Annotated in this window: 10 protein-coding genes; 5 read left to right on the plus strand and 5 right to left on the minus strand. The window is 75.5% G+C overall.

From position 1 onward, the window contains the following. The first annotated feature begins 18 nt into the window (after positions 1 to 18). Genes ACI79B_RS05435 through ACI79B_RS05445 form a run of 3 tightly spaced genes read left to right on the plus strand, consistent with a single transcriptional unit; the run spans position 19 to position 2464 of the window. On the plus strand, positions 19 to 1644 hold the full coding sequence (locus tag ACI79B_RS05435) for an acyl-CoA carboxylase subunit beta (RefSeq protein WP_456929447.1): 1626 nt from the start codon (positions 19 to 21) through the stop codon (positions 1642 to 1644). Next, positions 1641 to 1859: an acyl-CoA carboxylase subunit epsilon gene (locus ACI79B_RS05440; protein ID WP_456929448.1), complete on the plus strand. Its 219-nt coding sequence runs from the start codon at positions 1641 to 1643 to the stop codon at positions 1857 to 1859. The genes ACI79B_RS05435 and ACI79B_RS05440 overlap by 4 nt, the downstream gene beginning before the upstream one ends. Next, on the plus strand, positions 1856 to 2464 hold the full coding sequence (locus ACI79B_RS05445) for a Maf family protein (RefSeq protein ID WP_456929449.1): 609 nt from the start codon (positions 1856 to 1858) through the stop codon (positions 2462 to 2464). Before ACI79B_RS05440 ends, ACI79B_RS05445 begins: the two co-directional genes overlap by 4 nt. A 2-nt stretch (positions 2465 to 2466) precedes the next feature. Here the strand turns inward: ACI79B_RS05445 and ACI79B_RS05450 are convergent, their stop codons facing one another. Then, complete coding sequence (locus tag ACI79B_RS05450) at positions 2467 to 3174, minus strand: class I SAM-dependent methyltransferase (RefSeq protein WP_456929450.1); 708 nt, start codon at positions 3172 to 3174, stop codon at positions 2467 to 2469. A 273-nt stretch (positions 3175 to 3447) separates the two neighbouring features. After that, the gene (locus ACI79B_RS05455; RefSeq protein WP_457000065.1) at positions 3448 to 4968 is read right to left on the minus strand and encodes a hypothetical protein; all 1521 of its coding nucleotides are present in this window, start codon (positions 4966 to 4968) and stop codon (positions 3448 to 3450) included. Positions 4969 to 5162: 194 nt separating this feature from the next. Here ACI79B_RS05455 and ACI79B_RS05460 point away from each other — a divergent pair, with 194 nt between their 5' ends. Next, positions 5163 to 6938 (plus strand): acetyl/propionyl/methylcrotonyl-CoA carboxylase subunit alpha, encoded by a 1776-nt coding sequence (locus tag ACI79B_RS05460; RefSeq protein ID WP_456929986.1) that lies wholly within the window; start codon positions 5163 to 5165, stop codon positions 6936 to 6938. Positions 6939 to 7009: 71 nt separating this feature from the next. Here ACI79B_RS05460 and ACI79B_RS05465 read toward each other — a convergent pair whose 3' ends face one another. From ACI79B_RS05465 to ACI79B_RS05475, 3 genes are all read right to left on the minus strand, one after another. Continuing rightward, complete coding sequence (locus tag ACI79B_RS05465; protein WP_456929987.1) at positions 7010 to 9565, minus strand: hypothetical protein; 2556 nt, start codon at positions 9563 to 9565, stop codon at positions 7010 to 7012. A 41-nt stretch (positions 9566 to 9606) separates the two neighbouring features. After that, positions 9607 to 11298: a reprolysin-like metallopeptidase gene (locus ACI79B_RS05470; RefSeq protein WP_456929988.1), complete on the minus strand. Its 1692-nt coding sequence runs from the start codon at positions 11296 to 11298 to the stop codon at positions 9607 to 9609. Between the two features lie 105 nt (positions 11299 to 11403). Beyond that, complete coding sequence (locus tag ACI79B_RS05475) at positions 11404 to 13002, minus strand: NAD(P)H-quinone dehydrogenase (protein ID WP_456929989.1); 1599 nt, start codon at positions 13000 to 13002, stop codon at positions 11404 to 11406. Between ACI79B_RS05475 and ACI79B_RS05480 the strand changes: the two genes are divergently transcribed. Beyond that, positions 12928 to 13386 carry a gamma-glutamylcyclotransferase family protein gene (locus ACI79B_RS05480; RefSeq protein WP_456929990.1) on the plus strand — a complete coding sequence of 153 codons (459 nt, stop codon included), beginning with the start codon at positions 12928 to 12930 and terminating at the stop codon, positions 13384 to 13386. The two genes, ACI79B_RS05475 and ACI79B_RS05480, sit on opposite strands and share 75 nt — an antisense overlap. Positions 13387 to 13390 lie beyond the last annotated feature (4 nt).

A 13390-nucleotide genomic window follows, 5' to 3' on the forward strand; every position in this document is an offset into this window, starting at 1 on the left:
TCCCCTACGCTACGGGCCGTGAGTGCGGCTGAACTGGAGAACGCCGGCGAGCACGTCCCCGGCGACATCGACATCCACACGACCGCCGGCAAGCTGGCGGACTTCGAGCGCCGCGTCCAGGAGGCCACGCACGCCGGCTCCGAGCGGGCGGTCGAGAAGCAGCACGCGGCGGGCAAGATGACCGCCCGGGAACGGATCGAGGCGCTGCTGGACCCGGGCTCGTTCACCGAGCTCGACGAGTTCGCCCGCCACCGCTCCAGCAACTTCGGCATGGACGCCCGGCGACCGTTCGGTGACGGCGTCGTCACCGGCTACGGGACGGTCGACGGCCGCCCGGTGTGCGTGTTCTCCCAGGACGTGACCGTCTTCGGCGGCAGCCTCGGCGAGGTCTACGGCGAGAAGATCGTCAAGGTCCTCGACCTGGCCATCCGCAACGGCTGCCCGGTCATCGGGATCAACGAGGGCGGCGGCGCGCGCATCCAGGAGGGCGTGGTCTCCCTCGGCCTCTACGGCGAGATCTTCCGCCGCAACGTGCACGCCTCCGGCGTCATCCCGCAGATCTCGCTGGTCATGGGCGCCGCGGCCGGCGGGCACGTCTACTCCCCCGCGCTCACCGACTTCATCGTGATGGTCGACCAGACCAGCCAGATGTTCATCACCGGTCCCGACGTCGTGAAGACCGTGACCGGCGAGGACGTCACGCTCGAGGAGCTCGGCGGCGCCCGCACGCACAACACCAAGTCCGGCGTCGCGCACTACCTGGCCGAGGACGAGGCCGACGCCCTGGACTACGTCAAGGCGCTGCTGTCCTACCTGCCGAGCAACAACCTCGACCCGCTGCCCGCGGTCGAGGTCGCCCCGGCCGACACCACGCCGGACGGCGTCACCGACGAGGACCACGAGCTCGACACCGTCGTCCCCGACTCGCCGAACACCCCCTACGACATGCACACCGTCATCGAGCACGTGCTCGACGACGGCGAGTTCCTCGAGGTGCAGGCGCTGTTCGCGCCGAACATCGTGGTCGGCTTCGGCCGCGTCGAGGGCCGGCCGGTCGGCGTCGTGGCCAACCAGCCCACCCAGTTCGCCGGCACGCTGGACATCGACGCCAGCGAGAAGGCCGCCCGCTTCGTGCGCACCTGCGACGCCTTCAACGTCCCGGTGCTCACCTTCGTCGACGTCCCGGGCTTCCTCCCCGGGACGTCGCAGGAGTGGGAGGGGATCATCCGCCGCGGCGCGAAGCTCATCTACGCCTACGCCGAGGCCACGGTCCCGAAGATCACGGTCATCACGCGCAAGGCCTACGGCGGCGCCTACGACGTCATGGGGTCCAAGCACCTCGGCGCCGACCTGAACCTGGCCTGGCCGACCGCGCAGGTCGCCGTCATGGGCGCCCAGGGAGCGGTGAACATCCTCTACCGGCGGGAGCTGGCCGACGCCCCGGACGCCGACGCCCGCCGCGCGGAGCTCATCACCGAGTACGAGGACGCGCTGCTGTCGCCGTACATCGCGGCCGACCGCGGGTACGTGGACCAGGTGATCCGCCCCTCGGAGACCCGCATCGAGATCACGAAGGCGCTGCGGCTGCTGGCCAACAAGCGCCAGACGCTGCCCCCGAAGAAGCACGGGAACATCCCGCTGTGAGCGAGGACGCGCAGCGCCCGCTGCTGCGGGTGGTCCGCGGCGAGCCGACCGCCGAGGAGCTCGCCGCCCTCACCGTCGTCGTGGCCGCGCTCTCGCAGCGCCGGCCGCGGCGGCGCCCGACCCCGGTCGGGGCGTGGGCGAGCCGGGCCGACGCGCACCGCCAGCCGCTGCGGCCCGGCCCCGGCGGCTGGCGCGCGTCCGGGAGGTTCGCATGAGCGAGACCCACCGTCTGGTCCTGGCCTCGGCGTCCCCGGCCCGGCTGGCGCTGCTGCGCCAGGCGGGCCTCGCGCCCGAGGTCGTGGTCAGCGACGTCGACGAGACCACGGTGACCGCGCCGCGCGTCGCCGAGCGGGTCGCGCTGCTGGCGGCGGCCAAGGCGGCGGCCGTCGCCGGGCGGGAGGACGACGCCCTGGTGGTGGGCGCGGACTCCCTGCTGGAGTTCCGCGGGCAGGCGATGGGCAAGCCGGCCGACGCCGCCGAGGCGCGGGAGCGCTGGCGGCGGATGTCGGGTCGCTCGGGCGTGCTGCACACCGGCCAGGCGCTGCTCGACGTCCGCGGCGGGGCGGTCGAGTCCCGCGACGTCGTCGTCACCTCGACCGTCGTGCACTTCGCCACCCCGACCCCCGCGGAGGTCGAGGTCTACCTCGCCACCGGCGAGCCGCTGGCGGTCGCGGGCGCGTTCACCCTCGACGGCCTCGGCGCCCCCTTCGTGCGCCGGGTCGAGGGCGACCCCGCATCGGTGATCGGGCTGTCGCTGGCCGCGCTGCGGGAGCAGCTGCGCCGCCGCGGGCTGACGGTCACCGACCTCTGGCGGCGCTGACCTCAGCTCCGCACGAGGTCGTGCACGACGGCCCCGGAGACGACCGGCAGCCGCTCCAGCGCCCGCTCGGCGCGGGCGGCCCACGCGGGCAGCGGCGGCGTGCCGCTCGGGACGACGAACATCCGCTCGCGCGCGTGCAGCCGCCAGCCCGCCTGCCCGGCCACCCGGAGGAAGCGGCCCGGCGGGAAGGTCCGCTCCCCCGGGGTCAGGACGTGGTAGAGCCAGACCCACGGGTGCTGGCGGTTGGGCTCCATCGCGCGCCAGCGGCCGCCGGGCCGGGTGGCGCGGGCGAGCTCCCGGCTCACCCGCGGCCCGTCGACGACGTGGTGCAGCGTGTCGACGGTGAGCACGAGGCCGGCCCAACCCGCCGGCACCACCGCGCCGAGGTCCTCACCCGCGCCCACCTCGAAGCGGACGTTGCCCAGCCCGTCCCGACGTGCCCGCTCCCGGGCGTAGTCGACGTAGGCGTCCAGCGGCTCGACGCCGAGGAAGCTGCGGTCGGGGAACCGTGCGGCCAGGGTGCGGAGCAGGGTCCCCGTCCCCGCGCCCAGCTCGAGGACCGGACCGGGTGTCCCGCGCACGACCTGCGTGAAGTAGTCGTGGCGGCGGCGGGCCATGTGCCCCGAGGCGCGCAGGTCGTCGTACTCGCCGGGGGCGTCGTCGTAGCCGGCGTTCAGTGGCGCGGCCTGCCGGCCCGGGTCCCGCGTCATCCCCGGCACCCTAGCCGTGGCGGCACACGACAGCGGGAGGAATCTACACAGCGCTCGTCGTGACCACGACCCTGCTCGGCCAGGACACCGGCGTCGGAGCGGTCGACCTCGACCTGCGCTGCGGCGGCTGAGCGCCCTCCTCCCCCCGCACGCAGCGGCCTGCGCGCCGACTCCTGCACACGGCCGCCCCGGCGGCCGTGCCGTGTCCACGGACGACGGGAGCCCGCCGGTCCTGCGGTGACCGGCGGGGTTCCCGTCCCGACGAGTTGGGGCTCAGAGCCGGGTGACGACCCCCGACCGGTCCGCCACCAGCGAGCCGCCCTGGAAGTCGACCCGCGTCCCCCCGCCCCACGCGTAGGGGTCGCTCGTCGGGTAGCCCAGCGGGCCCTGCTCGTAGCCCTGCCGGATCCAGGCGTCGAGGATCCCGCCGGTCATCCAGTGCGTACCGGTCGACGCCGACCAGTACGCGGCGCCCCGCTGGAACCAGGAGAAGGCCCCGCGGCCGTCCGCGGTGGCCAGCTCGTCGGTCACCGGGTAACCCAGGGGACCCTGCTCGTAGCCCTGCCGGATCCAGGCGTCGAGGATCCCGCCGGTCATCCAGTGCGTACCGGTCGACGCCGACCAGTACGCGGCGCCCCGCTGGAACCAGGAGAAGGCCCCGCGGCCGTCCGCGGTGGCCAGCTCGTCGGTCACCGGGTAACCGAGGCGGCCCTGCTCGTAGCCCTGCCGGATCCAGGCGTCGAGGATCCCGCCGGTCATCCAGTGCGAGCCGCTCGACGGCGACCAGTACACGGCGCCGCGCTCGAACCAGGAGAAGGCCCCGGTGCGGTCGACGGTCGCCACCTCGTCGGTCACCGGATACCCCAGGCGACCGCGCTCCCTGCCCGTGGCCCACCACGAGCGGGCGATGCCGTTGACCACCCAGTGGGCACCGGTCGCCGCCGACCAGGAGCTCGAGCCGGCCTCGAAGTCCTGGGTCGCGCCCCGGCCGTCGCCCACGGCTCGCTCTCCTCCGGTGGGCAGCCCCAGCAGGGACGCCTGGCCGCCCGCCGCGTACCAGCGGTCGGCGATGGCGTTCTGCACCGGCGCGACGTTGACCATGATGTGCGGTGCGGCCTCGGGGCGCAGCCAGCGCATGAGCGTGACCAGCGCACCGCGCTCGATCGACACGCACCCGCCGGTCGCCGAGCTGTTCGCGACGTGCAGGAAGATCGCCGACCCGGCGCCGGGGACCCGGGCGAGGTTGTAGCCGATGGTGACCGCGTAGTCGTAGACGGCGCCGGTCCGGTACAGGTTCTCGCTCGCCCCGCCCGGGCTGGTCACCTGGCGGACGTGCGTGTTGTAGGTGGGCGAGCTCGGGTTGCCGTCCCACCAGTCGAGCTCGTCGGTCTGGAAGTACGGCAGCGCCGTGCCCGGGTTCGGCTGGCGGCCGAAGCCACCGGTCAGCGGGTAGGTGCCGGCGGGCGTCACGGAGATCCCCTCGCGCGCCTGGCCGACACCTGCAGCACCCACGCGCGCGGGCACCGGCCCGAACACCAGGCGCCACCCGGACGCGGTGCGCTCCCACGCCCGCAGGCTGCCGGTCGTCGACGTGGAGCTCGGCACCTCGACGGTCACCAGCTGTGTCGCGTTCGGCGGCACCCACGCGGCCGCCGCGGGGCGGCCGGGCACGACGACCAGGACCGCGGCGACGACGGCGATCAGCGTCGTCAGCACGGCACCGGCGCCCCGGCCGAGGTGACGCCGGCGCAGGGCGCGCACCGGCCGGGGCTCGTCTCGCGTACTCGCGCTCACGCTGTCATGGAAGCGCACCGCCGCGCCCGTCGAGGGAGCCCTGCGACCGGCGGGGTGGGTGGGACGACGGAGGTCGCAGGGGACGGAACGGTCCACCTCACGGGCCGGCCGGTGGACCACCCCCTGCCCTGCCGGGAGGAGGTCGCCGTCGCCTGGCTACAGTCCGGGCGGTCCACGAACGAGGGAGTCGACCGGTGCAGAAGGTCCTCATCGCCAACCGCGGCGAGATCGCCGTCCGGGTCGCCCGCGCGTGCCGCGACGCCGGCCTGACCAGCGTCGCCGTCTACGCCGAGCCCGACCGGGACGCACTCCACGTGCGCGCCGCCGACGAGGCGTTCGCCCTGGGCGGGACGACGCCCGGCGACTCCTACCTGGTCGTCGAGAAGATCATCGACGCCGCGGCGCGCTCCGGCGCCGACGCCGTGCACCCGGGCTACGGGTTCCTGTCGGAGAACGCCGACTTCGCCCGGGCCGTCCTCGACGCCGGGCTGACCTGGATCGGACCCTCCCCCGAGTCGATCGTCGCCCTCGGCGACAAGGTCGCCGCCCGGCACATCGCCACCAGGGCCGGCGCGCCGCTGGTGCCCGGCACCAAGGACCCGGTCTCCGGCGCCGACGAGGTGCTCGCCTTCGCCCGGGAGCACGGCCTGCCGGTGGCGATCAAGGCCGCGTTCGGCGGTGGCGGGCGCGGCCTGAAGGTCGCCCGCACCGAGGAGGAGATCCCCCACCTGTTCGACTCCGCCGTGCGCGAGGCCGTGTCCGCCTTCGGCCGCGGCGAGTGCTTCGTCGAGCGGTTCCTCGACAAGCCGCGGCACGTGGAGGCGCAGGTCCTGGCCGACACGCACGGCAACGTGGTCGTCGTCGGCACCCGCGACTGCTCGCTGCAGCGGCGCAACCAGAAGCTGGTCGAGGAGGCCCCCGCGCCGTTCCTCACCGACGAGCAGCGGGCGCGCATCCACGAGTCGGCCAAGGCGATCTGCCGGGAGGCCGGCTACCACGGCGCCGGCACCGTCGAGTACCTCGTCGGCACCGACGGCTCGATCTCCTTCCTCGAGGTCAACACCCGCCTGCAGGTCGAGCACCCGGTCAGCGAGGAGACCAGTGGCATCGACCTGGTGCGCCAGCAGTTCCGCATCGCCGAGGGCCTGCCGCTGGAGATCACCGAGGACCCGACCCCGCGCGGGCACAGCATCGAGTTCCGGATCAACGCCGAGGACGCCGGCCGCAACTTCATGCCGGCCCCCGGCCCGGTCACCCGGCTGGAGATCCCTCAGGGACCGGGCGTGCGCTGGGACTCCGGCGTCGAGACCGGCGGCGAGGTGGCCGGCGCGTTCGACTCGATGCTGGCCAAGCTGATCGTCACCGGCGCCAGCCGCGAGGAGGCGCTGCAGCGCGCCCGCCGCGCGCTGGACGAGCTGGTCGTCGAGGGCATGCCCACGGTCGTCCCGTTCCACCGGGCGGTGGTCCGCGACGAGGCGTTCACCAGCGCGCCGTTCACCGTGCACACCCGCTGGATCGAGACCGAGTGGGACAACCAGGTGCAGCCGTACAGCGCCGCGCCGGCGGAGGCCGAGGAGGCGGCGCCGCGGCAGACCGTCGTCGTCGAGGTCGGCGGGCGGCGCCTGGAGGTCTCCCTGCCCGCCGGGCTCGCCGCGGGCGGCGGGGCTCCGGTGGCCGCCGGTGGTGGCGCCAAGCCGCGCAAGCGGGGCTCGGGCCACGGCGGCTCCGCGACGTCCGGGGACTCCCTGACCTCGCCGATGCAGGGCACGATCGTGAAGGTCGCCGTCGACGAGGGCGACACGGTCGAGGCCGGGGACCTCGTCGTCGTCCTCGAGGCGATGAAGATGGAGCAGCCCCTCACCGCGCACAAGGCGGGCACGGTGACCGGCCTGTCCGCCGAGGTCGGCGCGACCGTCACCAGCGGCGCGGTGATCTGCACGATCGCCGACACCGAGGGGGCGACGGCCTGAGCCGGCCCGAGCCGGCCTGAGCAGCGCGAGAGAGCGGCCCGGCGGGAGCTCCCGCCGGGCCGCTGCGCGTCTCAGCGCGTGTACGCCACCCGCGTGCCGGCCTGCGGCGACCAGGTCACCCGGCCGCCCTCGAAGGACTGCAGGCACTCGGTCCGGCAGGTCATGACCGACGCCGGGTAGCCCAGGCGGCCCAGCTCCCACCCCTGGGCGGCCCAGGCGCCCCGGATCGCGCCTGCCACGGCGAGCGCCCCGGTGCCGGGCGACCAGTACACCGACGCGCCGGCGGCGAAGTGCTGGCCACAGCCGCCGCGGACCATGCCGCACCACATCTCCGTGGTGGGGGCCCCGAGCTCGATCCGCTGGGCCAGCCAGCGGCTGCGGATCGCCCCGGCGACCGCGTGCGTCCCGGTCGGGGCCGACCAGACGACCATCCCGCCCTCGAAGTCCTGGAGGCAGACGCCGTCGGGGCAGGTCATGTCCGTCCGCGGGTAGCCCAGGGCGCCGCGCTCCCAGCCCTGCCCACTCCAGAAGCCGCGGATGGCGCCGGACACGGCCTGCGCGCCGGTGGCCGGGGACCAGTAGATCGAGCCACCCTGGAACTGCTGCCCGCAGCCGCCGCGCGGCAGGCCGCAGACCATCTCCGTCGTCGGCATGCCGATCCCCTGGTGGTGCCAGGTGATGAACCACCGCTGGGCGATGGCGCCGCCGGTGCCGTGGGTGCCGGTGGCCGCGGTCCAGGCCACGACGCCGCCCTCGAAGTACTGCGTGCAGCGCCCGTCGACGCAGGACATGTCGCCCGTGGCGTAGCCGAGCCAGCCCCACTCCCAGCCCGTCCCGGCCCAGTAGCCGCGGATGCCGCCGCTCAACGCGTGTGCGCCGGTGGCCGGGGACCAGTAGACCGAGCCGCCCTGGAAGTGCTGCCCGCAGCCGCCCCGCACCAGGCCGCAGACCATGTCGCCCACCGGGTACCCCAGGGCGCCGGCGAGGCCGTCGGCGTAGATCCACTGCTGGAGGATGGCGCCCTCGAGCACCCGGGCCCCGGTGGCCGGGGACCACATCACCACGCCGCCCGCGAAGGAGCGGGTGCAGCCACCGTCGCGCAGGCCGCACTGCTCGGGACCCAGGGGCGCACCGAGGCGGCCGGCGTCGCCTCCGAGGTCGCGGTGCAGGACCGTGATCGGGCTGTCGGCCGCCGGCACGGGGACACCGCGCAGCACGCTGACCGCGGCGCCCGCCGCCGTCGCGCTCGAGACCCGGATGGCGAGTCCGCCGACGGTGACCTGCCCGCCCGCGGGCAGCACGGTCTGCTCGTCGGCGGCCCAGTCCGCCTGCGCCGACGGGGTGCCGTCCAGCAGCAGGGAGGTGTCGTCGCGCGGACCGGGCCCGTCGGTGTGCACGAGCACCCCCGGCTCGAAGCCGTAGCCGATCTCCGGGTCGAGCCAGGCGTCCTGGCCGACGGCGGCCCGGTACTCCAACCAGTAGCGGACGCCGTCGTTCCCCACGAGGGACAGCACCCGCGTGCCGCTGCGGCTGCCGAGGGGGGATAGCGACCAGGTGCCGCCCTGGTCGGCCGCGGTGAAGCTCGCCGTCGCCGAGGAGGGCAGGAAGCCCAGCCGCGCGGCGTGGGGGGCGTTGAGCGAGCCGACCTCGTTCCACGAGACGCCCATGACGTCGTACCAGTCCCCGTAGGACACGATCCGGCAGGGGCCGGACTCGGATGAGTCGTCGCACTGCACCGCCGAGGCGTGACCGAGACCGAAGTTGTGGCCGAACTCGTGGGCGATGACCGAGGTCCGGACGCCGCGGACGTAGAGGGCACCGCCCGCGCCGGGCGCGGAGCCGATCTGGGCCAGGCCGTACGCACAGGGGTCGTTCGGGTCGTTCCGGAAGCCGGGGACGTAGAGCAGCAGGTGCCGCCCCGGGCCGCTGGTCCAGCCGATCTGCCGAGCGACGTCGGTCCACATGGCCGCCGAGCTGTCGCACGCCACGGTCGTGGGGACCCAGGTCTCCCGCCCGGCGGTGGCGTGGATGCGCACGGCGCCGTTGCTCTGGGTCTCCCAGAAGTCGGCCACCGGCCCGTTCACCTGGTCGACGACCTGCTGCACGGTGGTGGCGTCCGGGGACGTCCCGCGCGGCGCGGCCAGCACCACGGTGACCTCGTTGGTGTACGGCGCCGAGGCGGGGGCCACCGGTGCGGCCTCCGCGGGCTCCACGACCTCCGCGTCGAGGACCTCGTGCACCGGCTCGGTACCCGCGGGCGTCCCCGGCTCGGCGGGCACCTCCGCACCGAGGGTGACCGCGACGGTCGCGCCGACCGGGAGGTCGTCGACGTCCGCGGTGTCCACGTGGACGCTGGTCCCGTCGGCCTCGGTCACCCAGCTGAGCAGGGCCTCGTCGGCGTGCTCGGCCGCCTCCTCCGGGTCCGCGTGCTCGGCCCAGGCCTGGACCAGCTCCCCGACGACGGTGTCGCCGACGGCCGGCGCGTCGTCGGCGGAGGCCGGCCCGGTCCCCACCAGCGGGACGAGCACGGCGGCGAGGGCCGCGGCGGCGAGGACCCGCGGACGGGGAGCGAGGTGCACGGACGTCTCCAGGTCGGGGCCGTCGATCGACGGCGCTGGCTCCTCCATCGGCGTGTCCGCGCGCGAACTGGACCCCTCCCGGGAGTGAGTCAGCCGCGGCGCAGGCGCGGGAGGACGCGGCGGGTGGCCAGCACGGTCCCGCCGAGACCGACGACGCCGCCGGCCGCGAGCGCCGGGGTGGTCCAGCCGCTGCCGGCGGGCTCCGTGGCGGCCGCCTCGACCGGCGCCGCCGCGACCGGGGCGGGGTCCTCGACCGCGGGCGCGGGCGCCGGGGTGACCGGCGCGACGGCAGGGGCCGGCGGCGCGGCCGGGGCGGCGGCGGGCACGGGGGCGACCGTCCCGGGAGTGCCGGACAGGAGCTGCGGCTCCGGGGCGGCCGGCGCGGGGGAAGGCGCGCCGGCCGCCGCGGACGGGCGGACGACGGTCACCGTGGCGCCGGCCGGGGTGACCGCGTCGAGGGTCACGGTGAGCGCGCCGCCGGCGACGGCGACCGGCACGCCCGGCACCAGCGCCGTCTGCAGGTCGGCCTCCCAGCCGGCCGCGGCCGACGGGCTGCCGTCGAGCAGCAGCGAGGTGTCCGGCATGCCGCCGGCGCGGTGCAGCAGCACGCCGCTGTCGAGCCGGTACCGGTTGTCCGAGGCCAGCCACGCGTCGCGGCCGGCGGCGGTGCGGTACTCCAGCCAGTAGTCGGTGCCGGCGGCGTCGGTCAGGCGCAGCGCGCGGGTGCCGGTGGCACCGCCGAGCGGCGCGAGCGTCGCCGTCGTCGTCCCCTCGCCGGCGGCCTGCACGGCCACGGCCGGGAGGACGCCGAGCCGGTCGGCCTGCGCGGCGGTGAGGGTGCCGATCCGGTCCCAGGAGACGCCCATGACGTCGTAGAAGTCGCGGTAGGCGGCGGTGCGGCAGGTGCCGGTCTCGACGGCGGCCTCCACCGTGCCGTCGCACTGCAGCGCGCTCGAGTGGCCGAGACCGAAGTTGTGGCCGAGCTCGTGGGCGATGACCGAGGGCAGGTCGTCGCGGACGTAGAGCCGCCCGCCCGAGGCGGGGTTCGCGCCGACCTGCCCCAGGGCGTAGGAGCAGCCGGGCAGGTCCTGCGGCCGGCTGCTGACGTAGAGCAGCAGGTGGCGGCCGGGGCCGGCCTGGAAGCCGACGCGCGCGGCGACCTCGTCCCACAGCGCGGTGGGGTCGGCGCAGCCGGCGGCGGTGGTGATCCAGTCGTGGGCGGCGGTGACCCCGACGGTCACCGCGCCGGCGGTCTGCTGCGCCCAGAAGGCCGCGACGTCGCCGTTGACCGCGTCGACGACGTCCGCGAGCGCGGTGCCGTCCGGGGTGCCGCCGGCGGGCGCGACCATCGCGACGGTGACCTGGTTGGTCACCGAACCGGCCGGGACCGTGGTCGCCGCCCGTGCGGTGCGCACCACCTGCGTGTCCAGCACCTCGAGCGCCGGCTCGTAGCCGTCCTCGGTCGCCTCGTCGTCGGCGGTGCCGCCCACGGTCACCTCGACGGTGCTGCCGACGTCGATGCCGGCGACCGCGTCGGTCGGGACGCGCACCGAGGTGCCGTCGGCGCCCTCGACGAAGGTCAGCGGCTGCTCGTGGGACTCCCCGGCGTGCTGGCCCTCGAGCGAGGTCTCCGGCCAGGCCTGCACGAGCTCCCCGACGACGGTGGTGGCGCTGTCGTCAGCCCGGGCCACGGCCACCGGGCCGGCGCACAGCACGACGACGGCGCCGGTGAGGGCGATGGCCCGCCGGAGGGACCGCGACAGGACTCGGGAGGCGTGCATCCCTCCCGGCATCGGCGGACCGGCATCCCAGGTGCACCACCCGGGACCCCACCCGTCACACGCGCCCCGACGGCCCCGTCCCCCGCGTCCCGGCCGTCACACGCGTCACGCCAGCGCGTCGGCCCCCATCAGCCTCCGGCCGGCCTCGGTGATCGAGCCCGACAGCGACGGGTAGATGGCGAAGGTGTGCGCGAGGTCGCTGACGGTCAGGCCCTTGGTGACCGCCAGCGCGATCGGCAGGATCAGCTCGCTGGCGCCGGGCGACACGACCACCCCGCCGACGACGACACCGGTGGCCTTGCGGGCGAACAGCTTCACGAACCCGGCGTGCAGGTCGCTCATCTTGGCCCGCGCGTTGGTGGCCAGCGGCAGCCGGACGACGTCGAGGTCGTGGCCCTCGGGCAGCGTCTTCTCCTGCACGCCGACCGTGGCGATCTCCGGGTGGGTGAACACGTTGGCGGCCACCGTCTTGAGCCGGATCGGCTGTACCGCCTCGCCGAGCGCGTGCCACATGGCGATGCGGCCCTGCATGGCCGCGACGCTGGCGAGCTGGAAGACACCGGTGACGTCGCCGGCGGCGTAGATGCCGGGCACGTTGGTGCGCGACACCCGGTCGACGACGACGTGGCCGGACTCGCGCAGCTCCACGCCGCACGCCTCGAGGTTGAGGCCGGCGGTGTTCGGCACGGTGCCGACGGTCATCAGCGCGTGCGAGCCCTCGACGGTGCGCCCGTCGGTGAGCTCGACCAGCACGCCCTTCTCGGTGCGGGTCACCGACGCGGCGCGGCCGCGCTCGGCGATCCGCCCGCCGCGGGCCTGGAAGACCTCGGCGATGACGTCGGCGGCGTCGGCGTCCTCGCCGGGCAGCACCTGGTCGCGGGAGGAGACGAGGGTGACCGGCACGCCGGCCTCGAGGTAGCCGGAGGCGAACTCCGCGCCGGTGACGCCCGACCCGACGACGACGAGGTGCTCGGGCATCTCGTCGAGGTCGTAGAGCTGGCGCCAGTCGAGGATCCGCTCGCCGTCGGGCTCGCTGCCGGGCAGCACGCGGGGGTCGGCTCCGGTGGCGACGAGGACGACGTCGCACTCGAGCGTCTCCCGCACCCCGCTGTCGCGGTCGAGCATCTCGACGCGGTGCTCGACCAGCCCCCGGACGTCGTCGGCGAGCCGGCCCTGCCCGGACACCAGGCGCACGCCCTCTGCCTCCAGGCGGGCGTGGATGTCGGCGGACTGGGCGACGGCCAGGCCCTTGACCCGGGCGTTGACCGAGGCGAGGTCCAGGCCGACGGTGGCGAGGTCGGCGCCGCGCAGGCCGAGGACGCTCGAGTCGCGGACCGAGGTCATGGTGCCCGCGGCGGCGATGAAGGTCTTCGAGGGCACGCAGTCGGTGAGGACGCTGGCGCCCCCGAGGCCGTCGCGTTCGACGACGGTGACCTGCGCACCCAGAGAGGCGGCCACCAGCGCGGCCTCGTAGCCGGCCGGGCCGCCGCCGATGATGACGATGCGGGTCATGCGGGTCTCCTGCGTCGTGGACCGGGGGGTTCGCCGTCCATCCTCCCAGCCCGGGCGGGTGGTGTCGGCAGGCTCACGGGGTCGCGCGGGCCACACCGGCCGTAGGCTCGGTCGGCGATGGGTCTCTACGCCGCGTACGGGTCCAACATGGACCCCGAGCAGATGCTGCGCCGCTGCCCGTCCTCCCCGCACGTCGGCACCGGCTGGATCCGCGGCTGGCGGCTCGCCTTCGGCGGCGAGGAGTACGGCTGGGAGGGAGCGCTGGCCACCCTGGTGCCCGCCGAGGACCGCGAGGCGCCCGGCGTGTTCGTCGCGCTCTACGACCTCACGCCCGCCGACGAGCGCGAGCTCGACGCCTGGGAGGGCGCCGACCGCGGCCTCTACCGCAAGCTGAACCTGCGGGTGCACACCCTCGGCGGCGACGTCGTCGCCTACGTCTACGCGCTGGACGCCTTCGAGGGCGGGCTGCCCTCGGCGCGGCACCTGGGCGCGATCGCCGACGCCGCCGAGGCCGCCGGGGCGCCGGACGACTACCTCGCCGAGCTCCGCGCCCGCGACTGCCGCTCCGCCTTCTGACCCG

Source organism: Geodermatophilus sp. SYSU D00879 (assembly GCF_054050375.1).

Excerpts from the sequence above, each read along its gene's own strand:
- ACI79B_RS05445 (WP_456929449.1), top strand. The coding sequence starts at position 1,856 with ATGAGCGAGACCCACCGTCTGGTCCTGGCCTCGGCGTCCCCGGCCCGG.
- ACI79B_RS05450 (WP_456929450.1), bottom strand. The coding sequence starts at position 3,174 with ATGACGCGGGACCCGGGCCGGCAGGCCGCGCCACTGAACGCCGGCTAC.
- ACI79B_RS05465 (WP_456929987.1), bottom strand. The coding sequence starts at position 9,565 with ATGGAGGAGCCAGCGCCGTCGATCGACGGCCCCGACCTGGAGACGTCC.
- ACI79B_RS05470 (WP_456929988.1), bottom strand. The coding sequence starts at position 11,298 with ATGCACGCCTCCCGAGTCCTGTCGCGGTCCCTCCGGCGGGCCATCGCC.
- ACI79B_RS05480 (WP_456929990.1), top strand. The coding sequence starts at position 12,928 with ATGGGTCTCTACGCCGCGTACGGGTCCAACATGGACCCCGAGCAGATG.